This is a genomic window from Acidobacteriota bacterium, from assembly GCA_034211275.1.
In the GTDB taxonomy this organism is placed as follows: domain Bacteria; phylum Acidobacteriota; class Thermoanaerobaculia; order Multivoradales; family JAHZIX01; genus JAGQSE01.
This window is the reverse complement of the sequence record JAXHTF010000012.1, coordinates 23,539-48,905: the sequence shown is the minus strand read 5'-3', so window position 1 is coordinate 48,905 and position 25,367 is coordinate 23,539. Positions and strand designations below refer to the sequence as shown.

At 65.8% G+C, this 25,367-nt stretch carries 20 protein-coding genes; 5 read left to right on the top strand and 15 right to left on the bottom strand.

All coding sequences use genetic code 11. The features are described from left to right. Positions 1–83: 83 nt before the first annotated feature. Positions 84–494, bottom strand: coding sequence for a hypothetical protein (locus SX243_04185; GenBank protein ID MDY7092152.1), 411 nt, complete (start codon positions 492–494; stop codon positions 84–86). Beyond that, a complete protein-coding gene (locus SX243_04180) occupies positions 494–1,945 on the bottom strand; it encodes an amidohydrolase family protein (GenBank protein MDY7092151.1) in 1,452 nt (483 codons plus the stop codon). Before SX243_04180 ends, SX243_04185 begins: the two co-directional genes overlap by 1 nt. Before the next feature lie 117 nt (positions 1,946–2,062). Here SX243_04180 and SX243_04175 point away from each other — a divergent pair, with 117 nt between their 5' ends. After that, positions 2,063–3,031 carry a hypothetical protein gene (locus tag SX243_04175; GenBank protein MDY7092150.1) on the top strand — a complete coding sequence of 323 codons (969 nt, stop codon included), beginning with the start codon at positions 2,063–2,065 and terminating at the stop codon, positions 3,029–3,031. A 66-nt stretch (positions 3,032–3,097) separates the two neighbouring features. Here SX243_04175 and SX243_04170 read toward each other — a convergent pair whose 3' ends face one another. From SX243_04170 to SX243_04155, 4 genes are all read right to left on the bottom strand, one after another. After that, complete coding sequence (locus SX243_04170) at positions 3,098–3,598, bottom strand: DoxX family protein (protein ID MDY7092149.1); 501 nt, start codon at positions 3,596–3,598, stop codon at positions 3,098–3,100. Between the two features lie 217 nt (positions 3,599–3,815). After that, on the bottom strand, positions 3,816–5,633 hold the full coding sequence (locus SX243_04165) for a M64 family metallopeptidase (GenBank protein MDY7092148.1): 1,818 nt from the start codon (positions 5,631–5,633) through the stop codon (positions 3,816–3,818). Between the two features lie 464 nt (positions 5,634–6,097). Then, positions 6,098–6,508 (bottom strand): hypothetical protein, encoded by a 411-nt coding sequence (locus SX243_04160; protein ID MDY7092147.1) that lies wholly within the window; start codon positions 6,506–6,508, stop codon positions 6,098–6,100. 574 nt (positions 6,509–7,082) lie between these two features. Continuing rightward, the gene (locus SX243_04155; protein ID MDY7092146.1) at positions 7,083–7,205 is read right to left on the bottom strand and encodes a hypothetical protein; all 123 of its coding nucleotides are present in this window, start codon (positions 7,203–7,205) and stop codon (positions 7,083–7,085) included. 83 nt (positions 7,206–7,288) lie between these two features. Here SX243_04155 and SX243_04150 point away from each other — a divergent pair, with 83 nt between their 5' ends. Continuing rightward, positions 7,289–7,522 (top strand): hypothetical protein, encoded by a 234-nt coding sequence (locus SX243_04150; protein ID MDY7092145.1) that lies wholly within the window; start codon positions 7,289–7,291, stop codon positions 7,520–7,522. 514 nt (positions 7,523–8,036) lie between these two features. Here SX243_04150 and SX243_04145 read toward each other — a convergent pair. Continuing rightward, positions 8,037–10,544 (bottom strand): poly-gamma-glutamate hydrolase family protein, encoded by a 2,508-nt coding sequence (locus SX243_04145; GenBank protein ID MDY7092144.1) that lies wholly within the window; start codon positions 10,542–10,544, stop codon positions 8,037–8,039. 361 nt (positions 10,545–10,905) lie between these two features. Between SX243_04145 and SX243_04140 the strand changes: the two genes are divergently transcribed. Further along, positions 10,906–12,606: an AbgT family transporter gene (locus SX243_04140; protein ID MDY7092143.1), complete on the top strand. Its 1,701-nt coding sequence runs from the start codon at positions 10,906–10,908 to the stop codon at positions 12,604–12,606. 67 nt (positions 12,607–12,673) lie between these two features. Here SX243_04140 and SX243_04135 read toward each other — a convergent pair whose 3' ends face one another. Continuing rightward, positions 12,674–13,117, bottom strand: coding sequence for a hypothetical protein (locus tag SX243_04135; GenBank protein MDY7092142.1), 444 nt, complete (start codon positions 13,115–13,117; stop codon positions 12,674–12,676). Between the two features lie 64 nt (positions 13,118–13,181). On the opposite strand from SX243_04135, the gene SX243_04130 reads away from it, so the two are divergent. Next, positions 13,182–13,949 carry a helix-turn-helix transcriptional regulator gene (locus SX243_04130; GenBank protein ID MDY7092141.1) on the top strand — a complete coding sequence of 256 codons (768 nt, stop codon included), beginning with the start codon at positions 13,182–13,184 and terminating at the stop codon, positions 13,947–13,949. 453 nt (positions 13,950–14,402) lie between these two features. Here the strand turns inward: SX243_04130 and SX243_04125 are convergent, their stop codons facing one another. Then, a complete protein-coding gene (locus tag SX243_04125) occupies positions 14,403–15,584 on the bottom strand; it encodes a hypothetical protein (protein ID MDY7092140.1) in 1,182 nt (393 codons plus the stop codon). 400 nt (positions 15,585–15,984) lie between these two features. On the opposite strand from SX243_04125, the gene SX243_04120 reads away from it, so the two are divergent. Next, the gene (locus tag SX243_04120) at positions 15,985–16,644 is read left to right on the top strand and encodes a hypothetical protein (GenBank protein MDY7092139.1); all 660 of its coding nucleotides are present in this window, start codon (positions 15,985–15,987) and stop codon (positions 16,642–16,644) included. Positions 16,645–16,745: 101 nt separating this feature from the next. Here SX243_04120 and SX243_04115 read toward each other — a convergent pair whose 3' ends face one another. The 6 genes from SX243_04115 to SX243_04090 form a co-directional block, all read right to left on the bottom strand. After that, entirely contained in the window at positions 16,746–18,236 is a 1,491-nt protein-coding gene (locus SX243_04115; protein ID MDY7092138.1) for a hypothetical protein, read from the bottom strand. 99 nt (positions 18,237–18,335) lie between these two features. Then, complete coding sequence (locus SX243_04110) at positions 18,336–20,909, bottom strand: serine/threonine-protein kinase (GenBank protein MDY7092137.1); 2,574 nt, start codon at positions 20,907–20,909, stop codon at positions 18,336–18,338. Beyond that, positions 20,909–21,499 (bottom strand): ECF-type sigma factor, encoded by a 591-nt coding sequence (locus SX243_04105; GenBank protein MDY7092136.1) that lies wholly within the window; start codon positions 21,497–21,499, stop codon positions 20,909–20,911. Before SX243_04105 ends, SX243_04110 begins: the two co-directional genes overlap by 1 nt. A 407-nt stretch (positions 21,500–21,906) precedes the next feature. Beyond that, positions 21,907–22,329, bottom strand: coding sequence for a PIN domain-containing protein (locus SX243_04100; GenBank protein ID MDY7092135.1), 423 nt, complete (start codon positions 22,327–22,329; stop codon positions 21,907–21,909). Beyond that, complete coding sequence (locus SX243_04095; GenBank protein ID MDY7092134.1) at positions 22,319–22,573, bottom strand: ribbon-helix-helix protein, CopG family; 255 nt, start codon at positions 22,571–22,573, stop codon at positions 22,319–22,321. Before SX243_04095 ends, SX243_04100 begins: the two co-directional genes overlap by 11 nt. Before the next feature lie 84 nt (positions 22,574–22,657). Continuing rightward, positions 22,658–25,075 (bottom strand): ADOP family duplicated permease, encoded by a 2,418-nt coding sequence (locus tag SX243_04090; GenBank protein MDY7092133.1) that lies wholly within the window; start codon positions 25,073–25,075, stop codon positions 22,658–22,660. Positions 25,076–25,367 lie beyond the last annotated feature (292 nt).

The window sequence follows — 25,367 nt, the reverse complement described above, 5'->3', positions numbered from 1 at the left end:
TGTAGCCCGGCAGAGCGGGCAGCATTGGGGCGAGAATGAGGCGAGCTCAAGCCAATCCCGGAATGAGCCGAGGATTCAGGGGCTCAATCGAAGAAGACGCGGCGGTGCTTCCACAGGTAGAGGCTCGACCAGATTCCGAAGAGGGCGAAGGGGAGGAAGAGGATGCCGCCGGGGGAGAGCTCTCCCGAGTGGAAGTCCCGCACGAAGACCACCGTCAGGGAGTACCCGTAGAGCACATTGCACCACTGAGCCAGCAGCCACCCCCAGAACCGCCCGCGCCAAAGCCCCACCGCGCTGGCCGCCAAGAGGGGGGCGGACCAAAGCAAGTCGGCGATGCCGAAGCCGTAGAGGGTCGGGATCGAAGCCTCGGGGGCCGGGCCGGGAGCCGCGGAACGCAGCTGCACGATCACCGCGAGCCAGAAACCGACGTGGAGCAGCGCCGCGACGGTGTTGACCACGGCGATGAGGCGGACGGGGAAGCTCCGGGCTGCCATCACATCGCCCCCTTCATCTCCAGCGCCCGCCAGGCGGAACGAACCAAGGAGGTGTCGCGGGCCGCCTGACGCAAACTTTCGAGGCGAGCCTCGTCGAGCCACTCCCCGCGGATCATCACCGCCGCTGGCGATTCGACCGCCCCGATACGCTGCAGGGGATCTTCCTCCAAGAGGACGAGGTTGGCGCGGTAGCCCGGGGCGATCTGTCCTGTCCGCTCGAAGCCCAAAGCCTGTGCGCTCACCCGGGTAGCCGTGGCGAGGGCGTCGTGGGGCGACAATCCCGCGGCGACGAGCAGCTCCAGCTCCCGCGCCAGGGACGCCCCGGGGATGATGCCGAAGCCGCCGGCATCGGTGCCGGCGATGAGGGGGACCCCCGCCTCGTGGAGCAGGCCCGTGGCCTTCAGGAAGAATTCGGCGTGGGGCGCTTCGTACTCGGAAACCTCGGCGCTGCTCCAATACTCTTCAGCGCCCTGCTCGAAGAGCCGCACCAACGGATTGATGGTCTCGGAGCCCGGGCGTTCGAGGTAGGCGCCCTGGCTTTGTGCGATGAGCACCAGGCGCCGGTGGGCGATGAGGGTCGGCGTCACCACGTCACCGGAAGCGCGCAGCCGGTCCGCCACGGCCCGCATCTTCTCCTCGTCCAGATCGTCCCGCAGGCTGTGCCAGACGACGGTCTCGACGTGCTCCAAAGTAGTGAAATCGCGCCCCACCGAAGCCGTCCACGGCACGTCGAACGGCTTCTCCCACGGTACTCCCGCAGTGCGCACTCCCTCCGGCGAGTGGCCCGTCACGCTCATGCCGAGAGCCTCCGCCTCGGCGAGGATGGCCTCGAAGGCCTCGCCGGTGAGATTCGAGTAGACCTTCACCGTCCGGTAGCCCGCCTCGTGCTGCGCCCGAACGGCGGCGCGGGCCTCGTCGGCGGTGGTGACGATCTGCTGCAGCACGTTCTCGTTGGGACCGTGGCTGTTGAGAATCGGGCCGGTGGTGATGAAGTCCGGCCCCAGCAGCTCGCCGGCCTCCATGCGCTGCGGCAACCTCAGATGGAAGGGGTAGCCGGACATATTGCGCACGCCGGTCACGCCGTGGGCCAAATACGCCGCCAGCTCCGCCTCGTCGCTGAGGTGAATGTGGGCATCGATCAACCCCGGAATCAGCGTCCGCCCGGCCCCATCGATCCGGCGCACCCCTTCCGGAGCCTCCACCGCTCCCGCTGCCCCGACCTCGGCAATGCGATCCCCCTGGACGAGCACGCTCCGCCCCTCCTCCACCTCCGGCGCTCCGGGCACCATGGAGGCGAGGCGCACGTTGTCGAGGAGCACGCCAGCGCTCTCGCGGGCCTGGGGCCGCAGACCGTCGGGCAGGTGGGTGATCTCCAGCCACAGCCACCCGGCGGTGACCAGCAGGAGGAGGAGCAAGGCGAAGGCGACGACTTTGAATCTGGTGATCTTCATCGGGATCTCGTCGGAAACCTGGATTGTAGCCCAAGGACCCGGCCCGATCAGGGCGGAATCGAAAGCTTCCGGGACGAGCTACTGAAGCCACAAAGAAGATGCGATAGCCTAATGCGCATGAACAGAAATTTAGGCAACCTCCAAGATCTCCAAGCCCTCCCGCGTCAGGGCTGGCACCTCGCCGGCCTGATGGCGATGACCCTGCTCGTGGTCTCCCTCTTCGGAGTCTCCAATGCCCAGGGCCAGGAGGCCTTCGTCCACGTCGCCGACAGCGGCAACAGCTTCCTCAACGTAACCCAGCTCGACCACCCGGCGGTCAACGGCCAGCCCTCGGCACGGCTCATCGTGACGCCGAATTACAACCCTGACGGCGGCGGCGCCGGCGTCAACAACCCGCACTACATCGGAGTCTTCTACAGCTCGAACCGCTGGAGCATCATCAACGAAGATCTCGCCCTGATGCCCGATGGGGCAGCCTTCAACGTGCTGGTGGCGCCTTCCAGCCGTTCCTTCGTCCACCAGGTCACCGAGGCCAACACCGTGGGCCGCTCCACCCGCCTCGACAACCCTTTGCTCACGGGGGACGAGAGCCGCTTCCTGGTCACCCACAACCGCACTCCCAACGGCGAGCCCAACGGGCCAACGCTGGAAACTTCCTTCCGTTCGTATTCCATCAGCAGCCCGGAGGAGACCTGGACCATCGAAGTACCCGTCGGGGAGACCCTGCCCGAAGGCACCGAGTTCAACGTCTTCGTTGCCGATGCATCCTTCGAAACCTTCGACCACTTCGCCACCGCCTCCAACACCAGCTCCGACACCACCTATCTGAGCCACCCCATGCTCGACGGCAACCCGGACCCATTGGTGTGGGCCTACGAGCTGATCCCCTTCGGCCCCAACGGAGAGAACTACCATCCCTATGCAGTGGCCTACGACCCCACTCTCGAGCAATGGGCGATCCGCAACAGCGATGGCGCCAACATCGCCTTCCAGAGTCGCTTCGTCGTCGGATTCCAGGTGAACTCGATCTTTACCGATGGTTTCGAGAGTGGGGATACGACGAGGTGGAGTCGGCGGGTGCCTTGAGATCTTCGTGGAATCTCTGGCCTCGGAGCGGGAAATCAGAAGGTGGGTACCCTCTTGCGGACCGACCTATCGGACTGACCTATCGGTCTTGGACTCCCGATCCTCGCCCTTCCGCCGCACCGTCCCCCCGACCACCATGGCCGCCGAGATGATCATCAGGTTCTTGACGATGTACTGCCCTTCCATCGTCGGTCCGTACGGGATCCGTCCCGCCTGAAACGCCACCTCCGGCAACAGGACCAGCGGTAGGAAGGTTCCCACCATCTGGAGCGCCAGCAGCGCGATGGCGATGCGGAGGGTCGGGCGGAATAGGAAGGCCACCCCGATGGCCACCTCCCACCACCCGATCACCCCGACCCAGGCCTGCGGGCTGAGGAACGGCAACCAAGCGGTGGTCGCCTCCACCAGCGGCTGCGCCGGCGAGATGCCCAAGGGCTTGAGGATGCCGAACCAGATGAAGATGACGCCCAGGGAGATGCGCAGAGCCAAGGTGCCGTAGTGGCGCATGAAGGCGGAGATGGCTCGGTCCAGGCGATCAAAGTCCAGCCGGTCGAAGTTGAATGCCATGGGTGGATGCCTCGCTGGTAGGGAGAAGACTCGTGGGCAGGAGACCCGGTGCAGATAGACAGGGCCGCGCCCGGTCCCGAGAGCACTAGAGGAATGCTACCTCAGCGGCTCCAGGTCCATGGACCCGAGACCCAATTTCTGACTCCACGCAAAGAGAGCGGCTCCCGAGGCTCAAGAAAAGAGCCCCGGGAGCCGCTGAGTCAAGACGTGGCCGTAGTCAGTCGCCCTGAACGCAGAACTGACAGCCGCCGCCGCTGACCTGGATGGTCCAGGTCGCCGACTTGGCCACCTGGGGCCGGGTAGCGCTGTGCAACAGCGAATTGTTGTCGATGGCCTTCATGCGCACCGTCCAGGTGGTGCCACCGAGGGGTGCGGTAAAGGTGTAGGAGGAGGTATTCCCCGGGGAGACGCTGGAGGTGCGCACCTTGGCGTTGTTGACGTACCACTCCACCGTCAGGTTGGGGCCTGAGGACGGCGCGAAGGTGCGCGCACTGAGGGTCACCGACTGGCCTTGGCTGAGGGTGAGGCTGCCCGCCGACGGCGACCGGCTCCCCGGCTCGATGGTGCTCACCCCGCCGCCGGGCACGCCCCAGCCCCCCAGGTACATGGAGATCAGGATGCGTTCCCGGTCCACCCGGCAAAAGGGCTCCAGGGAATCCCGCATGATGCCGTTGAAGCACTGGCGATACATGTCGTCGGCCTCATAGCGCGCCCCCTCCCAAGCCCCGGCGGCCAGCGCATCGGAGAGCGGATAGACGGTGGGCACCGAGGTCGAAGACGACACCCAATGCTTCCACTTCAGGCCACTGCGGTAGTAGACATCGGTGACGTTGGGCTCGCAGTTGTCCGACGGGTCGGTATTGAGGTCGGAGCACGGATCGAAGTCCCCCTCCGTGTCCACATACTCGTCCCCGAGGCCGGCGAAGGTGTGGGCAAACTCGTGCTGCACCACCCCCAGGATGTCGTCGGAGACAGTGTAGCCGTCATCCATGGATGTCACCGCCACCTCGCCGCCGGAGCCGCCCCGCAGGGTGGATTGGACGACGGTGACGATGATGTCCCAGTCCGGATAGCCGGAAGCCGCCTGGAGAGCCTTGGCGGTGTCCACCGTCAGCAGACGCCAGATGCCGTCGGTGCAGTAGGTTGCGTCGAAGGCGGTGCTGACGTAGGTGCCGTTGTCCAATCCCTCATCGTCCGGATCCGGGCAGAGCGGCCGATCCGCACCTCGCCCCAGGGACGGTACGTGGAGGCGCCAGAAGTTGAAGTGGCTCGGGTAGGCCGAGAACGGCAGCGTGCTCATGAAGCGCTCGGCAAAGGTGTCGGTGTCGACCCGGAACCAGCGCAGATCGCTACTGGTGTAGCCCTCCGCCAGGAAGAGGATGTCCACCCGGTTGTTGGAGGAACCGCTGGTATAGCCGGGAACGGCCTCGAAGGTCGCGCCGGTGAGGGCTTGAGACATCGTGTCCTCGGCGCCGAAAAATTGGCGTCCCAGATCGTCCAGATCAAAGCTGTTGGCAGTCCGCAGCTCCGCCGGCCCGTAGGCGATCTCCAGGTCGGTGGCGCCTTCGATCACCGGCACGCGGACGGCGAAAGTGGCCTCGTGGAGGCGCTGGACGTGGGCGTCGATGCGGGTGTCCCGCTCCTTGATCCGCGGATCGTCCTCCGGCAGCAGAGTCTCGCTCCGCAGCCAGCGGGGAATCTTCACCACGGTCTGGTAGACCACCTGTCCCTTGCCGTCCCGCAGCCGGACCAGAGCACCGTGGCCCTGGCGACCGGTGAGGCCCTCCGCCAACATCTCCATCTGCTCGTCGCCGAGGCTTTCGAAGGGACCGGCCATCTGCACCTGCCGGTAGAAGGTCGCCCGGGGCAGCAACCCGTCCCCGGCGGAGACCACCAGGTAGTGAGCAGGCTGGGCGTTCTGTTGATTGGCGATGGAAGCAGCGTCCAAGAGCTGTGCCGCTGACGATTGGGTCACAACAAACTGAGCCACCAGCCCCAGCAGGGCCACGGCCAAGGTCGGAAGTAGATTTCGCATGATCAGATCCTCGATTCAGCGCCTTCACTCAACGGATCCATTCCGGCTCGCGGGGCGCTTCATGGGGATCTATGCGGGACAGGAGGGAACCCCGCCACGGGATTCGCAACAACGACCAACAAGTGGGTACCACCCCCGGAACCCCCCGGATTCAGGGCGATCAACAAGTGGGGACCACCTTCGATGAGGAGGCCCTCCTCCGCCACCGGGGCAGCGGCTATGGAAAGCAAAGGAACGAGGATCCCCCCGTGTCACGGGAGCTTCTTCGGCAAGGTCGGATCGGTGAGGGGCTGGGAAGCTCCGGCAAAGCCCAGGCGGGAGATAGGGGGCTGCCGGGAATCCGGTGAGGAAGCCTCAGACTCGACGCCCAACCGAATGTCCAGGGGTTGGAGGAGAAGGGCTCGGCAAATCTGACCGCCGGGTCACTGAAACAGCGAGGACAGAGCCCGGCGGTCTACCCGCCGCTACTGAGTGTGAACCATCAGATGGAAAGCTCGGTCGCTACGGGTGCCGTCGGGATCGTGCGTGTCTACCCACACGCCTTTGTTCTCTCGCTGGCCGCTCAAGCAGCATCGCAGCGCGACCGAGATCATCCCTGCGGGCTCGGTATAGATCCCGGGACGGCCGATGGTGGCCGTGAACACGCCGTTGCTCACGTCGCCGGTAAAGACGACCTCGTAGACCCCAGTCCTCAAGCGCCGCGCGCGCCAGACGTTACGCCCACGGACGAGGCGGCCGTCGGTCTCGACCACCGCCCAGAATTGACGGACGCAACATCCTTCCACGCCATAGGCGTCGGCGGGGGCCTCGATGCGAGGTTCCGACTCCAGACTCTTCCCTTGCGGTGCATTGGTCAGGTTCTCTTGCTCTGCCATGGTGAAATCTCCCTTGGTGAAGTTGGATCGAAAAGAACTGCGAGGATCCGCCCTGGGGGTAGGCCGCGACCTCCTTCCTCGCGCCGCAGGACGTGGGGCTGCAACAGCCTGCAGAGCCGGACCGAGGCTCGAATCCGAGTTCCTGCAGCACACCGGCCAAGGCCGGCTGCAACCGATTCTGGGCTTGAAGCGTGAGCCTCTATGTAACTAGTTTCCACGCAGGGGACAAATCCTGACACGCAATTGCAAATAATCATAAATTCAAATATATGAGTTGCAGCTCTCCGCCCTCCCTCCGCCCCTCCACAGCCGGTGGACAAGAACCGCGGCCGGCCGGTCCTTGCGGTCAACAAGTGGGTACCACTTCTGGACCCCACCGAATTCAGGGTGGCCAACAAGTGGGCGCCACCTGCGGAGGCTCAATCAACAAGTGGGTACCACCTGTGGAGACTCCACCTCCGGAGACGTCGGAGCGAGGCATCCCGAGGCCGTCTTCAGCGCACGAGAAACCGCCCGGAAGCTGCCCTCGTGGAAGCTCCCGGGCGGCGTGGACCGTCGCTAGGTAAGTGCGGGCTCAGAGCGATGCGCAGCTGAAGCCGGCGGAGACGCTGACGTCGCCGCCGGCATCCAACACGTAGAAGGCCACCCGGCCGCCTTCCCCCGCCGCGGTCAGCGCCTGCTGCATTTGGTGCGCCAAGTAGCACTTCTCCGTCCGGTCGCCCAGGCCGACAGTCAGGCTAGTAGGCTCGGAGCCGCGAGCTCCTGTGCTAGGCTCCTTTCATGAGTTCGAGAAAGGCCACCCAGGAGGTTCAGTACCTCACCGACCCCCAGGGAAAACTCCAGGCAGTCGTCCTGCCGGTCTCCCTCTGGCAGAGGCTGCTGCCTCGAGAGGACGCCACCGTAGAAGAGCTCGAAGCAGCGGTCGAGGACTACTGTCTGAACAAGGCCATGGACGAGGGCCGCCGTACCCCTCTGCTCGACCGCGACGAAGCTCTGTCCTTCCTCGAGGACTGAAGCACCTTGGAGGTCCGGTATCGCAAGTCCTTCTTGCGGGATCTCAAGAAGCTCAAGAAACGTCCACAATACCAACTCATTTTCGCCCTCGCCTTCAACACCCTCCCCGAGGCAGAGAGCCTCTTTCAGGTCCCCGGAGTCAAGGCAATAAGCGGGCACCGAAACCGGTTCCGAATTCGGGTCGGCAGCCTTCGCGTCGGAATTCACCTGGATGGTTCGGTCTTGGAGCTAGTGCGAGTGCTGGACCGACGCGAATTCTACCGATACTTCCCGTGAGCAGCAGGGCACTTCCCGAGCCCCGGCGCCTGCGACAATTGGGTCCCACCCCCGGAAACCCCCGAATTCAGGGCAATCAACAAGTGGGTGCCCCCTGCGGAGGCGCCGCCTCGAAACGCCCTTTCGAAGCACCCTCTCGAAGCATCCCGCGGGTTTCTCCAGCCACAAGAAAACCGCCCGGAAGCTCCCCTCGTGGAAGCTCCCGGGCGGCGTGGACCGTCGCTAGGTAAGTGCGGGCTTAGAGCGATGCGCAGCTGAAGCCGGCGGGGACGCCGATCTCCACCAGCACCCCGAGGGCGTCCCCGAGACCGTTGGACACGGCGTCCCGCAGAGTGTCGTCGTCGTGCACTGTGTCACTCTGGGTGACCCGGAACGACTCGGCGCCGAGGCGATTGCCCACCTCCAGGGGATCGTCGCCGGCGTGATCATCGGCGGTGGACGAGCCGATCTGATCGCCGCCACCGTCGGGCACGCTGACGTCGCCGCCGGCATCCACCACGTAGAAGGCCACCCGGCCGCCTTCCCCCGCCGCGGTCAGCGCCTGCTGCATCTGGTGCACCAGGTAGCACTTCTCCGTCCGATCGCCCAGGCCACCGACGATGACGTCGCGGTCGAAGCCGTCGAAAACCGCCACGGTGAGGGCGCGGCCGAAGGGCTCGCCGGTGCTGGCATGCTCGTCGCTCAGCATCTCCGCGAGGGCCGGGAAGGAGCTCGGATCGTGGAAGGTGTCCGCCACGTGCCAGGCCGAGAAAGCATCTCCCCCCAACCAGAATCCGGAGGCAGCCCAGCGGCTGGCGTAGACGCCGGCGAGCTCCATGCGATTGGTGATGTCGACGGTCTGAGAGAGCAGAACGTCGGGCCAGAAGTTCGGTCCCAGGTCGGTGTTGGGGGCGAGGACGATGGCCTCGCGATCCTCCACCAGCCGCGCTCCCTCACTGAATCCGATGAGGCCGCCGGGATTTTGAACCTCGTAGCCGAGCACCGACAGCCTCCCGTCGCGGTCGCCGTCGTCTTCCAGGAACTCGACGCTCGACGAAGAAGCCGCCAGAGTGTAGACAGAGGCTTCCACGGTGCCGGCGGAGAGATCCGCCAGCAATTTGTGCTCACCGCTGTCGGTGTCGCCGGAGAAGGCCTCCGGATGAACATCCACCCGATGGGTGCTGAGGGTGAACTGACCGGTGACGGTGAAGACTCCCTCGTTGTAGGCACCGTCGGTGCGCAGCGGCGCAGTGACGGCGAGGCGGATCTGGGGATAGATGCCCCCGTTCTCGGCCGGATCCAGGTCGTCGGCGCTGATTCCAAGAGTCTGGGCCAAGGAGCTGGAGATCTTCGCCTCCTCCCGCCGTAGCGTAGAGTTGATGGGACCGCCGGAGAGCAGACCGATGCTGGCCTCCACCGGCGTCGCCGGTTTCACCGTGTAGGCGCAACCAGTGGCGATGAAGGGATCGGCGGTGCCGTCCAGGATGTCCGCCATGGCCTCGCCGGCGCCGGTGGCCACGGCGCTGAGCAGCTGGGCATCGTCGCGGAGATCATTCGAAAGCTCCAGCTGAATTCCTCCCTGATGGAAGCGACCATCGGGGTTGGGGGATAGGCGGTTGACGATGTTGTCGCCGTCCAGCCCCCGCAGGCTGCGAATGCTGCGCTCCGCCTCGATGCGCTGCCCCTTGTTGTTGGGGAAGCTGGTGTCGTAGCCGTTGACTTCAAAGACGTAGAAAGCGACCTCTCCGGAACGGTCCAGAGTCGTCCCGCCGGGGCCCGGAATGGCAGCCAGAGCCTCGCGGGTCTTGCGCACCATGTAGCACTTCTCGAAGTCGCTGCTGCGGCCACCGAGGATGACGCCGTAGCGGTCCGGTCCGCTCCAGCCAAAGCCGTGGAGCGACAGCGCGTAGCGGTAGGGCTGGTCCAGGTCGAAGTCCGGCTCGTCGAAGAGGTCCTCCAGCGCAGGCCAGGAAGCCTCCTGCAGCGCGCCGGAGGTGATGTGCCAACGCTCCGACGGATCGCTCAGGTCCCAGGTGCCCTCGGCCTTCCAGAGGTCGGCGTCAAAGGAGCGCCCTTGCAAGGTCGCGAGGATTTCGTCAGCGGCTTCGCTGGTGCCCTCTTCGACGTCTCCACCGTGGGGCGCCAAGATCACCACCTGCTTGTCCAAGGAGTGAATCTCGGTGGTCTCGGTGAAATCACCGTCGTCGGAGTTGGCGGCGGGCTCGCACAGCCCCACGTGGGTGGTGGTGACCCCGCCGTCGAGGGTGGTAGAGGTGGACGCCGGGAAGGCGTGGGCGGTGACGCTGAGATCGATATCGTCCGGCGTCGAACCGGAGGGATAGTCCCCCACCAGTTTCCACTGCCCGGCATCCTCGTCTCCCGAATCTTCCTGCTCGTAGACCCGGATCACCCGAGCAGCATCCACAAAGGTCCCGGCAACGGTGAAGTTGGCGGTGGCCACGGCGTTGGGGCCGGGGTTGGCCGGCGAGTCCACGGTGACCCGGATCTGCGGGTTGATGTCCTCCGCGGGATCGATGCGGCCAGCAATACCCAGATCGCTGGCCAGAGTGTCGGAGATCAGCGCGTGCTCGCGCCGCTCCTTCGAGCCGTCGGCGGCCCCCGCCGGCAAGAACTCGACGCTCACCCCGCCAATGCCCGGCGGGCAGCTCTGGGCGGCGGCGGGTGCCATCGAGAAGAAAATGCCAAGGATCAGCGCAAGGCTCGCGACGAGCCTGCACCACGAATTGCGATCAACAAACGGTTGCATGAGAAGTTTCCTCCAGGGTTGGAATTTCGACCAGCGGAAGCGGCGCTCCCGCATCGGTGTCTCTTCACCCTGGAGCTATGCGAAGGCTTCTAGAACCCCGCCAAGAAGCTTCTCTTTTTCTTCCCCCTCACCACCAACAAGTGGGTACCGCCTATGGAAACCACTGAAAACAAAGCGATCAACAAGTGGGTACCACCTGCGGAAACCACTGAAAACAAGCCCATCAACAAGTGGGTACCACCCGTTGGAGCCGCTCATCCGATGGGGTGCCCTCCGGACCTTCGCGGCCTGGGAGCTGGAACGGGAGATCCCGGGGTGGACTGCCTGAACCGAGGCGGGCTGGCACTGGTACCATGCCGCGATGAAAAGGCCCCGCACTACTGAAACCCAGTCCACCGAGAAGTCCAACGAGAACCCCGCCGAGCCATGCACCAAGGCCCGGGCCGCCGAGAGCCGGTCTGGCAAGAAGCCGCCCGGACAGGTCTTCCAGCGGTTCCTCGCCTTCGTCGAGTGGCTCGGCAACCTCCTGCCCCATCCCGTCACGCTCTTCGCGCTCTTCGCTCTGGGCGTCGCCGTGATCTCGGCGATCGCCGCGAGCTTGGGGCTCCAGGTCGAAGATCCCCGTCCCGGCTCCGGAGGGCAGCTCCTCTCGGTCAGCAGCTTGCTGACCGGGGACGGCATCCGCTGGATCGGCCAGAATCTGGTCACCAACTTCACAGGCTTCGTTCCCCTCGGTACCGTGCTGGTCGCACTCCTCGGAGTGGGCGTGGCCGAAAAGTCGGGTCTGCTCACCACCGCCGTCCGTGCCCTCGTACTCGGCGCTCCCAAGAATCTGGTCACCTTGATCGTCGTCTTCGCCGGGGTCATCAGCAACACGGCGAGCGAGATGGGGTACGTTGTGCTCATTCCCCTGGCGATGGCGATCTTCTACTCCCTCGGCCGCCATCCGTTGGCCGGCATGGCGGCGGCGTTCGCCGGAGTCTCGGGCGGCTATTCGGCCAATCTGCTCATCGGCACCGTCGATCCCTTGCTCGCCGGCATCACCGAAGAGGCGGCCCAGCTCGTCGCGCCGGCGTACGAAGTGCACCCGGCCGTCAACTGGTACTTCATGATGGTCAGCACCTTCCTGGTCACCGCGGTCGGCTGGCTCGTCACCAGCCGGATCGTCGAACCGCGACTCGGCGAGTACAACCCTTCGGAAGCTTCGGAGGACCTCGAGGAGTCCGACAACAGCATGGAGGAGGTGACCGACACCGAGCGCAAGGGCCTGCTCTACGCCGCCCTTAGCGCGGTCCTGGTGACGATGGGGATCATCGTCGTTGCCGGCCCCAGCTTTGGGGCCGGGCTCTTGGACTGGCTCCCAGGCTGGGGCGTGCTGCGCAATCCGAATCTCGCGGCGACCGGTCCCGAGGCGTTTCGCCCGTTGCTGCGCAGCGTCGTGCCCCTGATCGTGATCTTCTTCGTGATTCCCGGATTCGTCTACGGCCGGGTCGTCGGTTCGATGCGCAATGATCGCGACGTCATCGACGCCATGGCCGGTGCGATGCGCAGCATGGGTCTCTACATCGTCCTGGTGTTCTTCGCCGCCCAGTTCGTCTCGTTCTTCAACTACTCCGGCCTGGGGCAGATCCTCGCCGTCCTCGGCGCCCAAACCCTCGTCGCCCTGAACCTCGACAACGCGGCCGTCTTCCTGCCCTTCATCCTGATGTGCTGCTTCGTCAACCTCATGCTCGGCTCCGCGAGCGCCCAATGGGCGGTGACCGCGCCGATCTTCGTGCCGATGCTGATGACGGTCGGCTTCAGCCCGGAGGTCATCCAGGCGGCCTACCGGATCGGCGATTCCTCCACCAACATCATCACCCCGATGATGAGCTACTTCGGCCTCATCCTAGCGGTCGCCACGCAATATAAGAAAGATCTGGGTATCGGCACCATGGTGGCGACCATGCTGCCCTATACGATCGCCTTCTTGATCGGCTGGATCAGCCTCTTCTACCTCTGGGTCTTCGTGCTGGGCCTTCCGGTCGGGCCGGGGGCGCCGACGTACTACGTGCCCGGGTGATGGCCACCAACAAGTGGGTACCACCCGTTGGCTCAGGCTCCTAGGGCGGAGCTTCTTCCCAAAGCTCTCAGTGGGGAGCGATCATCGCCCCGGTGAAGACCACGAGGAACCCGCCGATCTCCCCGCCGATCAGCAGCAGCATGTAACCGTGCACCAGCCAGGAAGGCATTGTCCAGCGGCCGAGGGTGTAGGGCCGGGCCAGCTGGTTGTCGGTGTCGCGCAGCAGCCCGTGGATCAGGTAGGTCGACTGGGCCGTGGCGAAGAACAAGACGGCGGCGGCCACTCCGATCGTGTTCCAGGACGACGGCCAACGGCTGAGGTCCGCGAAATAGGCCAGCAAGAGGCACGAGAACGAGTAGAGGAACGCCGCTCGGTGGGCGATGTCGACGTAAACCGGGGCTCGGGCCTCGGCACTCCGTCGGATGTGGGCGTACTTCCAGACACCCGTCAGCAACGCCACCATGAAGAACCCCCCGCAGGCCCATTGCGCCAGTTCCACCGCTTGCATCATCTCGCCTCCTCTTCCATGATCGGTCTGCAATGTTCCGACCATACCGAGCCTCGAATTGTCTGGCTTGAACGAGACGGCTGCCGGAGAGCGGCCCAAGGTCTGGATCGGCTCGAAGCGGCTGGTGTTTCGTGGCGTTCTCCCCAACCTTCTGGATTGGCATCGTCACCCCTTCCACTGCGTATTGCTGGCGGCTGAGAGGCCCTTCGAGGTCGAGCTCGGCGACGGGACCCATGCCTGCCGCGCGCTCCTCGTGCCCGGGGGACAGGCCCACTGCCTGCGGTTCGACGGCCACGACATGCTCTCGATGTACATTCCGCCGCACGACGACGGCTTCGCTTCCCTAGCCGCGTCGGCACGAGGGCACGAGCGCGGTGCGATCACCGAGTGGAGCGAGCAGTGGTGGTTGGCCCTGCGGCAGTGGAACACCGAGCTCGATCCCGGGCCGTTGAACGACGCCATTCGCCGAACCTGGGCGTCCGGATCGACCTCGCTCGACGCTCGAGTGCGAAGCCTGACCCACGAGCTCGCCCGAGGTCGATGCCTCGGGGATTCTCCGAAAACCCTGGCCTCGGCGGTCGGTCTCTCGGCCTCCCGGTTGGCGCATCTCGTCAAGGAGCACACCGGATCGTCGATCGGCGAGGTCCAGCGGGCCTACAAGTTCACGGCTGCCGCTCGCTCGATGGTGACCGCGAAAAGCTTCACCCGCGCCGCGCACGCGGCGGAATTCGCCGACTCCGCCCACTTCTCGCGGTCCTTCCGGGCGGCCTACGGTCTCGCGCCCTCGCGGATTCTCGCCCGGACCACTCGATGGACGCTCCATGACCGCCTTTGACGCGGTTCGTCGTGAGCGCCTGGCCGGCCGAACGGTGCCCCCCACCATTCGAGAGATGGGGGCCCTGTCGGCTCGCGGCGCTCTCGCTCTTCACGCCATGTGACGGAGACTCGCTCCTACAGACGAGCTGATCGCACGCTGTCAGGGGATCCGGAGTCCCATCGAGCACCGAGAACGGAGACATAGCCGACAATGAGGACCAACAAGTGGGTACCACACCTGGAAAGCACTGAAAACAAGACTACCAACAAGTGGGTACCACCCCTTGACCAGAACCCAGAGCCTGCTGGAAGCAGGCACTCCCAGGGCCAGGCTCACTAGCAAGTCGACAGACCAACCAACAAGACCAACAAGTGGGTACCCCCTGTTGGGGCTGTAGCAGTCAGTAGAGTTCGCTCAGCCAGTCCAGGATCGAGACCAACAAGTGGGTACCCCCTGTTGGGGCTGTAGCAGTCAGTAGAGTTCGCTCAGCCAGTCCAGCAGCGGCTGGTCAATGAGGGTCGGTCGGTCCGGCGAGGCGTATTGATCCGCGTGGGCGTAGTCCGGCGTGAGAATGAACTCCACCTCGCTGGAGCCCAGCTCGTCCAGCACGTCCTGCATGTAGGAGCCAAAACCGTGCTCGGCGCCGATGGCCAGCACCGGCGCCTGGAAGCTCCCCAGGTTCCCGGTGAAGGTCCGATCACCGGCCAGCGAGCAGGCCAGATCCCGAGCCACCGCCCGGGCCTCGATGTCGTTGAACGAGACCACCCCGGCTTGGAGGAGCGGCTCCGAAGCGTAGGTAAAGCCGCTGAAGAGATCACCGGCCACCAAGGTATAGCCGGGAACATAGGCCGGCGGTGCCGGCTGGGGAGTGGTAAGCAGCGCCAGATAGAAGAGGCGGTTGGTGAGCGCCGGCTCGAAGGGACTGGGATCGTCGGGGACGGTGACCGCGAGCTGGGTCACGGTCTCGAGCAGGGGGCCGGTCTCCGCATCGGCATAGGATCCAGCGGCGATCAGCGCCTCGATCTGAGTACAGGTTGCCTGGTTGGCGGCCACCACCTGCGAGTTGTCGCTGTAGGTCATCCCTTCCCAGATCAGTGCGCCGGAATACGCATGAGGCCGAGCGTCGATGGCCGCCAGCGCGGTGATGGCGCCGAGCGAGAAGCCTCCCACCACCGGCTTCTGCCGCGGGTGGGCCAGGCGGGCGAAGAAGCGGACAAAGTCCAAATCCCGCAGGATGGTCTCGAAGCCCCAATCCGCCATCACCGAGCAATCGAAGGTCCCGTCCTGACACACCGTCGCCGGCAGTCCGCGGCTGCGCGGCGAATAGCCGAAAACGTCGTAGCCAGCGGCAGCGAGCACGCCGACGAAGGAAGCGTCGTAGCCATCGGGGTGGATCTCGTAGAAATCAAAGTTGGCATTGCCGCCGGGAAGCAGAATCACCGAACCGTAGGTCGGCCCCAGCCGGCGCACGTGATGAAAGGTGAAGCGATTCTGCGCATCCCCATCCTCCACCACCGCCTCCAGCCGGATCAGATTGTCGATCCGCTGGAAATCCACCGAAACAATCTCTCGGGCTTCTGCTGCTGGGCTCACTACCAGCCAGCAGAGCAGGACGGCGGCGAAGACAGAATGACGAACGAGCATGCGTACCATGGCTCTCTCCTCGAAAAGTAAAAGGCTTGGCCCTGGCGAAGAACCAAGGCAATTAGCGTTAGAAGATGAGCCGAAATATACCAGCGGTGCAGGAGCGGTAGCGACGAGGGTCGTGTCCTAGTCTGACTCTCGCGAAGACCCCGAGCCGCCCACCGCAGGCGGAAGTCGGAGAGAAAGAACGCGCGGAACCGTCTGAGCGCCTCGGACCAATGCTCCAAGCTTCAGGAGTCGATGAATGGCCGGGCAGCCGCCATCTCTGAGACACCGAGCTGACCTCATTTCTGCCCTTGCATCGATCTCACCCGCAGGCAGTCATTTGTGGGTTGGTTTCCTGAGGGATTCGCCACTGTTGAGGGACAATAAAGCCACCTCAATTCCAACCACAGCAATAGGAGTCTTCATGCATCTCTTCTCGGTCTACACCTGTTCGATCTTGCTCTTGGCCTTATCTGCTTGCGGACCCAAATCGTCGCAACCAACGGACACCGCGGCAGAGCCCGAAGAGATTTCCTCGAGTGAAGCTTCGGCCGAGACGCCTCAAGACCTTTTCTGGAACCATTTGACAGCGCTTTGCGGCAACGCCCATCAGGGAGCCATGACCTCCGACGATGCTGTCGATAGGGAGCTCGCTGGCCAAACGATGGTCATGCACGTCCAACGTTGTTCCGAGAATCGGATAGAAATCCCCTTCCATGTCGGCGAGAACCGGTCGCGTACCTGGGTACTGACGCGACACAAAAACGGCCTCCAACTGCAACACGACCATCGGCATGAAGATGGCAGCGAGGATACCGTGACCCTCTATGGGGGTCGGACGACGGATGCGGGAAGCCAGGGCGTCCAGTTTTTTCCAGCCGACGAGTACTCCAAAGAGCTCTTCACCGCCAATGGCCTCAACGCGTCGGTGGCTAACACTTGGAGTCTAGAGATCGAGCCCGGCAAGCGTTTCTCCTACATCCTTCGACGTCCAGAACGCCATTTCCAAGCCGACTTCGACTTGAGCGTGACCGTGCCCGAGCCTCCCCCGCCCTGGGGACACTCACCAGATCGAGATCCGTAGAGCGAATTCGCCTTCAGGTGGGCACCTGCAGATGGGCACCTGCAGATCCCGGGCCCCCTGCCCATCCCCAACGCGGAAGCAACGCTCCACGGAGACGCTCGTCAGGACCCGGCGGGGCCTTCGAAGTCCAGGATCACCGAGTCGACACCGAAGGAGGAAGCGGAGGCGCCGGCGGGCAGGCAGGCCTCGAGGTAGTAGTGGTTCATCGCCGTGTCGACGGTGCCCGAAAGCAGGTCGAAGGCTACGATTTCCCCGCCCGCACCCGAGCTGGAGGCGGCGCCGATCAGGGTCGCGGTGGGAGCATTGTCGTTCTTCTCCCACAGGCGGATCGTCAGGTTGCGCGCGGCGTCCTGGTCGTCGAGAAAGGCGGTCATGAGCTCGAGACTCGAACCGTCGGGCAGGCTGACCGGCGCGTACGAGCAGCCGGCCGCGGCCAGAGCGAGACGGCCATGGGCGTCGATGGGGTGCCCGGTGTAGAAGCTTCCGGTCGTGCCCGGCACGAAGGCGGCCGCCGGCAGCAGCAGGCGCTCGCGGGCGGGAGTGGGAGGGGCTCCCCACGCCGACGTATCGCCGCTCTCGAAACCGTCGGCGAAGATCACCGTCTGCGCGTGGACGACCCGGGCGGCATAGATGCGGTGATCGGAATTCGTCACCGGGCACGGCGGCGGGGTGTACAAGTAGTACTCCCAAGCGTCGTCGAAAACCGGGCGCAGGACCTCGGTGCTCGTGCGCCGCTGAATCGATGTCGATGCACCGATTGTCGACACCTCGGCCACCAGCTCGCTGGACTGGCCGGTATTCAGCCGCTTGCGGCGGAGTTGCAGCCGGATGTTGCGGTCAGCACTCTGGTCGTAGAGCTCGCCGACCAGCTGTTGAATCTCGACTCCCTCGGGTAACTGCACCGGAGCCACAAAACAGTCGTCGGGAAAGCCGCCGTTCAGGGAGCTCGCCTGCACGTAGCCTTCCTGCGCGTTGAAGATCGACGGCCGTCCGGAGAGCGAGCGGAAAGACGCGGGGGGTACCACGAACGGGCTGGCCGTGTCGACGCCCGCGGGCTGCCCGGTGTAGTCGATGGTGATGTGGTGGAGCTCGAGTCCCGCAGCCTCGTAACACACTTCGACGTAGAAGGTCTCATTCGTCGTATCGACACTGTGCGGCCCGAACGGCGGCGTCGCGATGACCGCGCGGACCGCGGGATTCGAGCCGCTCGAAGCGCCCGCGAGCACCGCGGCCGCCGGGCCCGCGAGATGGGTCTTGCGCTCCCAGACGGTGGCCACGACGTCGCCCGAGTCCGAGTCGTCGCGTACCCACAGGGTCATCGTATTCAAGATCGACCCGTGCGGCAGTTGCAGTGGCGCGACCTCGCAGCCGTTGTCGGCCGAGGTGCGAAAGCCGCCGGCGCCGGCCATGTCGGTCCTGACGAAGACCCCGTCCGCGAGAAAGGCAGCGGGCGAAATCGAAACGTTCTCCGCCACCACCGGCGCGCCGCCAAAGGCAGGCAGAAGCACGAGAAGGGCGAGCAGCCCGTGGTGAAAGTCGAGCCGCGCTGCGAGCGCCGAGGCCGTCGATTGACTGAAGCTGAAACGACACATGGGGAAACCTCCATCGATGTTTGATGCTCTCGATAGAAGTAACAGGATCGGCGGGAAAATCCGGCCATTTTTTCTCTTCCGGTGCCCGATCACACCCGCTCAGGAGTCTCCGGAGCGAAACGCTTCCAAGGCCTGGGCCGCCTCGGTGACGACTGCGGGATCGACGCCTTCGGCGCCACGGCGGATCGCCACCGCCCGCTCGAAGAGGGCCTCAGCAGCCGCGGAATCGCCCTGGCCGGCACGCAATCGGGCCAGCTCGAGCAGCGGGTAGGAGACCAGCAGGTGATCGCGGCCGAGCTCGGCCACGAAAAGATCTCGGCTCTCCAACAGGAGCTCCAACGCGGGCTCGACACGGCCCTGCGCGGCGACCACTTCGCCAAGGTTGTAGAGCGCGAGGGCGATCTCGCGGCGGCCGCCGGAGCCTCGCTGACGCAGCAGGGCGAGGGCCTCGCCATAGGCATCTTCCGCCGCTTCGAGCTCCCCGAGCCTCTTTTCGAGCACGCCGAGATTCATCAACGCGGCGCCGCGATCCGGATGGTCCAGGGCGCGGTAGATCTCGAGCGCGCGCTGCATGTAGAGCCTCGCCTCTCGATGTCGACCGAGCCGGCTAGTGACATTCCCCAGGTTCATCGCGGCCTGGGCGACTCGCGCGTGCTCGCGACCATACGCGGCTTCCAGGATGGCGAGGCTGCGCTCGAAGAGCGGCAGCGCTTTCTCCGGCGCGCCCGCCCGCACGTCGAGAGCGGCGAGGCTGCCGAATGCCACGCCGAGACTCACATGCTCGGGCCCGGTCAATTGCTCGAGGCCGGCCGCCGACTCCTCGAGCAACCGGCGCGCTTCGGCCCGCCGACCCTGCCGGGCCAGGACTATGGCCAGATTCACCTGTTCGCCGAGCACACCCTGCCGATCGCCGGCGGCCTCGTAGAGGGCGAGGGCACGCCGGTGCAGATCGCCGGCTTCGTCCAGGCGCCCCTGCCGCCGTCGCACCGTGCCCAGAGCGCCGGCGATGGGCGCGCGGGCCGAATAGGAGAGGGCCCTCTCGAGCCGCGACGACGCCGACGCCAGGTCTCCGCGGGCGGAGTCCAGCCGGCCGAGGCGAAACCAGCTGTCGGCGAGATCCTTCTCCACGCCCTCTTTACCACCGTCGCGCCGGCCCGCACCGGTGCGTAGCTCGAGCCCTTCGAGCAGCAGCTCTTCGGCCGCGTCCCACAGCCCCAGCACTTCGTACATCGAGCCGATCTCGCTCAAGATCCTCGCCTTGAGCAGGGGTCGATCCTCGAGGCGGCCGCGGATCGAGCGCACGCCGTGATCGAGCATCTCGCGAGCCGTGGTGTCGGGACCACTGCCCCGCTCCGGACCGGCCCTGCGGAAGAGCTCAGTGACGAAGCGAAGCGTCTCCTCGGCGCGCCGGGCTTGCTCGCGCGTGGCGTTTCTCTCCTCGGCCAGCCGCCAGGTGAAGGTGGCGACGACCACCACCAGCAAAGCCGCGGCGCCGACCGTCGCGGCGGATGTCCAGGGATGCCTTCCGACGAGCCGAAGCAGCCGGTAGCTCCGGGACGCGGGGCGCGCCGCGACCGGGTGGCCGTCGCGCAGGCGCTCGAGGTCTTGGCGCAGCTCGCGCACGCTGGCGTAGCGATCCCGGGGCGCCGGCGCCAGGGCCTTGGCAACCACGGCTTCGAAGTCCTTGACGGCGATTTTCGTCCGGCGCAGGCGCTGCGAGACGGGCCGGGCATCCAGGGGCTGGGTCTCAGTCTGACGAGGAGCCGGCTGTTGAGGAGATCGTCCGGCGATCAAAGCGTCGACCAGCAGGCCGAGCTGATAGATGTCCGAGGCGACGCCGACGCGCTCTCCGCGCCGCTGCTCCGGGCTGGCGTAGAGGGGCGTCATGCGTCGCCGGCCGGCCGTCAACCTCTCCGAGCCATCGGCGACCCTCTCACCCTTTGCCTCCTCCGTGTCCAGGGTGCCGGCGATGCCGAAATCGAGCAGCCGCGGTCGGCCTTCGCGATCGACCAGCAGATTCGACGGCTTGAGGTCGCGATGCACGATCAGCTGGCGATGGGCCGCCTCCACTGCCCGACAGACCTCGATGAGCAAATCCATGCGCCTGGCCACGGAGAGCCGGTGGCCATCGCAGTAGCCGTCGATCGGCTCACCATCCACCAACTCCATGACGAAATACGGCTCGCCGTCCGGTCCGACGCCGCCGTCGAAGAGGCGCGCGATGCCGGGATGCTCGAGACCCGCCAAGATCTGCTGCTCGCGCTCGAAGCCCCGCCGGTCGGCTACCGCGTCGCCGAGGTGCAGCAGCTTCACCGCCACCCGCCGCTCGAAACGTCCGTCGGCGCGCTCGGCCAGGTAGACCGTACCCATGCCTCCTCTGCCGATGGGCTCGAGCAAACGATAGGCGCCCACCACACGGCCGCTGGCGTCGGGCTCACCCCCGTGCTCGCCATCGGGCTCGCCGGCGGCCTCCCGGAGCAAGTCCGGTCGCAGGGCGCCCCCCGGACGCAGCACCGAATCCTCGTCGAGGGCGGCGGCGAGCAGAGATTCGAGCTCGGCTCGCAGGGCCGGATCGACCGACTCGAGGCGCGCCGTGCGATCCGCGGCGGGCGAATCGAGCAGCTCGACCAGCAGCCGGTCCAGGTGCGCGCGGCGCTCCGCGTCCGCGGCCATCAGGTCATCTCCCGGCGAAGCCAGGCGCGGGCGCGCCGCCAATCGCGGCGCACCGTTCGTTCTGAAATGCTCAGGGCTTCGGCGGTCTGCGCCTCGGTGTAGCCGGCGAAAAAGCGACATTCGACCACCCCTCGCAAGCGCGGTTCGAAGTCCGCCAGACCGTCCAACGCGCGGCCGACGGCGACGATCTCTTCGAGGGCGAGGCCCGGGCTCTCGGGCACGATCCACTCTTCGAGGGTGATCGCCGCACGACCTGCTCCCCGCTTCTCTGCCAGCCGGCGCTCAGCCGCGTTGAGCAGGATGTGCCGCATCGCGGTGGCCGTGGCGGCAAGGAAATGCGAGAGGTCGGCGTACCGCCCATCGCCGACCATTTTCAGGTACGCCTCGTTGACCAGACTGGTCGTGTCGAGCGTGTCGCCCGGCCGCAAGCGTCGCAGCTGCCGCCGCGCCAGTCGGCGCAGCTCGGGATAGAGCAGCTCGACCAGTCGGTCGTAGGCCAAAGGGTCGCTGTCGATGGCCTCGAGCGCGGCTGCGATTTGGTGCCTACGCTGGTCCCCGTCCTGATCCGGTCGAGTCGCTTCGCGCTCCATGGGTCTCAGTGTATCGATCGACGCGGAGAGGGCACAGCAGCCCGTGGTGAAAGTCAGGCGCCGGCGGCACAGCAGAGCCCCGGAGGGGCGCAGGCATCTAGCCCGTGGTGAAAGCCAGGCGCCGGCGGCACAGCAGAGCCCCGGAGGAGCGCAGGCATCTAGCCCGTGGTGAAAGCCAGGCGCCGGCGGCACAGCAGAGCCCCGGAGGGGCGGAGGCATCTAGCCCGGGGCGCAAGCCCCGGGTGTGCGATCCGAAGAATGCCCAAGCCCCGGAGGGGCGACAGCGGCTGTCCTGAAAATACCCCCGACCGCAAGGACTTATTTTCATCCTCGCGGGTGATTCGAGAAGCATCCCCGACTGCCAGTTGGGACTCAGCGGTAGCGGCTATCAGCCCGTCGTCGAACGGTCAGCCATCCTCGGGCAGGATCCGGAACGGTAGCGCCTCGCGGTACCTGTAGATTCGAAAGTCTTTGTGATCGGTGGTGAAGACCCGACGAGTGTTCAGATCCTCCGCGAGCACCACCAGGGTCGCATCGGCATAGTCCATGGGCAGATCTTGATACTTCTCCAAGAGCTCCCGGCATCGTGCGAGGGTGGCCTGACCGGTGGGCACCAGCGTGGCTCCGCCCAGGGAGAAGAAATCCACACAAGCCTGCCGGCCTCCCGGAACGCGGCCCAGAAGGTGGGTCGCCTCCGTCAGCACCGCTTCCGTCGAAGCGACGGGCCCGCTCCAACTGTCGAAGAAGTCAGCAAACTCCTCATGTCGAGGCTGGCTTCGATCCAAGAGAGAGACCAGAGCGCCGGTATCCAGCAGCAGCTCACCGGCCACGCTTCAAGGACTCCAGGATGTGGGCGCGATGGTTCTCCGCCAGATCCGGAATCCCGCTCTCCAGCGAGCCGATGAGTCCTCGGACTCGCTCCGCCCTTGGCGTTTCTCCCCGGTCAGAGATCCGCAAGAACTCCTGAAGAGCCAGACGAACGACCTCGGACCGCTTGCGCTGGAGCTGCTCGGCGGCAACACTGAGGGCTTCGTTCAAGTCTTCCGGCAATCGCACGGTGAGCTGCGTCGGCATTCCGAGATCCTCTCTGCAATGCGTTGCAGTGCATTGCAGGACGAAGATAGCATCAATTCTTCTCCACGAGAAGCCGACGGGCCCTCAAAGCTGCCGCAGCACCTCTGCCGGAGGCACTCGGCCAGCCCGACGGGCGGGCAGGGCGGCGGCCAGGACCGCCGCGAGGGTAAGGCAGGCGACGGGCACCAGCAGCAGACTTGGATCGAGCTCCGCCAGCGCCGCCAGCTGAGTCTGGAGCAGCCGCGTCAGGGCGAAGCCACCGACGAGGCCAAGGGCCAAACCGATGCCGACGGTGAGCAACGACTCGCCGATCACCAAGGCGGCGACCCGTCCTGGGTCCGCTCCCAAAGCCAACCGCAACCCCATCTCCCGCTGCCGCCGGGCTACGCCATAGGCCACCACCCCGTAGATTCCCAGGGCCGCCAGCAGGACGGCGACGAGAGCGAAGGCCGCCAATAGCTGAGCGGTGATCCGGCGCGAGGCCAGCTGGCTGGCGATGGCCCCCTCCCCGGTGGTGATGGCGTAGACCGGCTGTTGGGCATCGAGGTTCACCACCGCTGACCGGATCGCCGCCACCAGATCCGCCGGCTCTCCGGCGGAGCGCACCACCAGGAACATCTGGTTGTAGCGGCCTCCCGCCTGGCGGTGGCTGGTGTAGATCTCCGGCGCGGCGGGCTGCCCCGGCCCCTGGTTGCGCACCGCCGCCACCACTCCCACCACCTCGCACCAACCGCTGTCGAAACGCGAGCCCAGGACCCGCGCACGACTCCCGAGCTCCTCCCCCGAGGGGAAATACCGATCCGCCGCCAGCTCGTTGAGCACCAGGGCGCAGGGGCCGCGGGAGCGATCCCGGTCATCGAGCACTCGCCCCCGCAGCAGCTTCAGCCCCAGCGCCTGGAAGTAGCCATCCCCCACCACGGTGTGGAAGAGCCTGGGGCTAGCGCCGTCGGGCAGCTCTCCCTCCAGCCGTAGCTCGGAGCTGAAAAAGGTATTGGGCGCCACCTGCGTGGCGACGGACGCGCCCTGGACGCCGGGAAGACTCGCCACCTCCTGCTGCAGCCGCTCAAAAAATCGGGGCACCGCCTCTCCCTCGTACTCCTCCGCCGGCAGGCTGAGACGCATGGAAAGCAGCCGATCGGCGGGGAACCCGGGATCCTGATGCGCCAACTGGAGCCAGGCCGAGAGCACTGCGGCAGCCCCGGAGAGCAGCACCGCCGCCGCCGCCACCTGAGCGATGACCATCAGCCGATGCGCCCGCCGAGCTCCGCGCCCCTCCGAAGCGCGGCCAGCAGTGCCCAGACCGAAGCGAAGGCGATGGCGGCCCAGGTGCCAGGCCGGCGGCAGACCGAGAATCAGGGCGGTGACCACGGTGGCGGCAGCGGCCACGAGGTACGTGCTGCCATCGAAGGCCGCCATCTCCGCCGGGGGCCGCAGATGGGCCGGGAGCCACGCCAGAGCCACGCCGAGCCCCCAACTCGCCAGCACCCAACCGAGGACACCGCCGCTGACGGTAAACAAGAAGCTCTCCACCAGCACCTGGCGCACGATGCTCCCGGTGCTGGCGCCCAAGGCTCGACGCACGGAGATCTCTTCCCGGCGAGACGCCGCACGGGTCATCAACAAATTGGCCACGTTGGCGGAGACCAGCAGCAACATGAGGATCATGGCTCCCAACGCCAGGGCCGCCTCGTCCTCGTAGGCGAAGGCGTTGAAGCGCCCCCAAGTCGTGGCCTCCAAACGCCAATTCTCATACTCCTCGACTTCCGGAAGCGCCGCCTCCGAGGCTCCAGCGAGAGCTGCCAGCTCGGCGTTGACGGTGGATAGATCGGCGCCGGGAGCCATCCGCGCCAGGAGGTTGAAATGGCGCTGCTCTCGCGGCAGGTGAGCGACCCTCGCCCGCAGCGGCAGCCAGAGGTCTGCACCGTAGACGCTGCTCGCCGGCGGCGCCACGCCGATCACGGTGTAGGCAACCCCATCGGCCACGAGGATGCTGCCCAGCACTTTCGGATCGCCGCCGTAGAAGCTCTGCCACAGCTCGTAGCTGACCACCGCCGCCGCCCCGTCGCTCTCCAACTCCTCCGCCGCGAAGCCACGCCCCAGGTGCGGCGCCACCCCCAAGGCTTCAAAGGGATCGCGCCAGGTGAAGAGGGCAAAGAGCCGGACGGGAAAATCCTCGCCCTGCACTCGGACACTGTTGAGGTCGAAGGGCAGAAAGCGCCCGAGGGTCCGGCTGCGCTGGCGCAGCTCCTCGATCTCCGGCGCCGACAGCCGCTCGAAGAAGCCCAACTCCCGCCCGGTCCGCGGCATCTCCGACCCCACCACCACCAGCCGCTCCGACTGCGGGTAGGGAAACGGATCGAGAACCAGCGCATCCACCAGCCCATAGACCACCACCGTGGCGGCGATGCCCAGGGCCAGAATCCCCATCACCGCAGCGCTCAGCCCCGGCCAGCGAGTACAGGTCCGAAGGAAGGAGCGAAGATCAGCTCGCAAATCGTGCATGGCAGCTCTCCAAAAGGTTCCCGTTCTATACGCAGAGAATCGTGAGGGGTTCCACGCCAAGAAGCCCGATCACTAGCAGATCAACAAGTGGGTACCCCCTGCGGTGAGACCCGGCCGACGAGGCTCGCCAACCATCGAACCAAGAAGAACCTTGAAGAACCAACAAGTGGGTACCCCCTGCGGTGAGACCCCGCCTGCGGGCCCATCAACAAGTGGGTACCCCCTGTTGGAGCGGTCCACGGCCAAGCCTCGTCAACTATCCCACCAACAAGTGGGTGCCCCCTATGTAAGA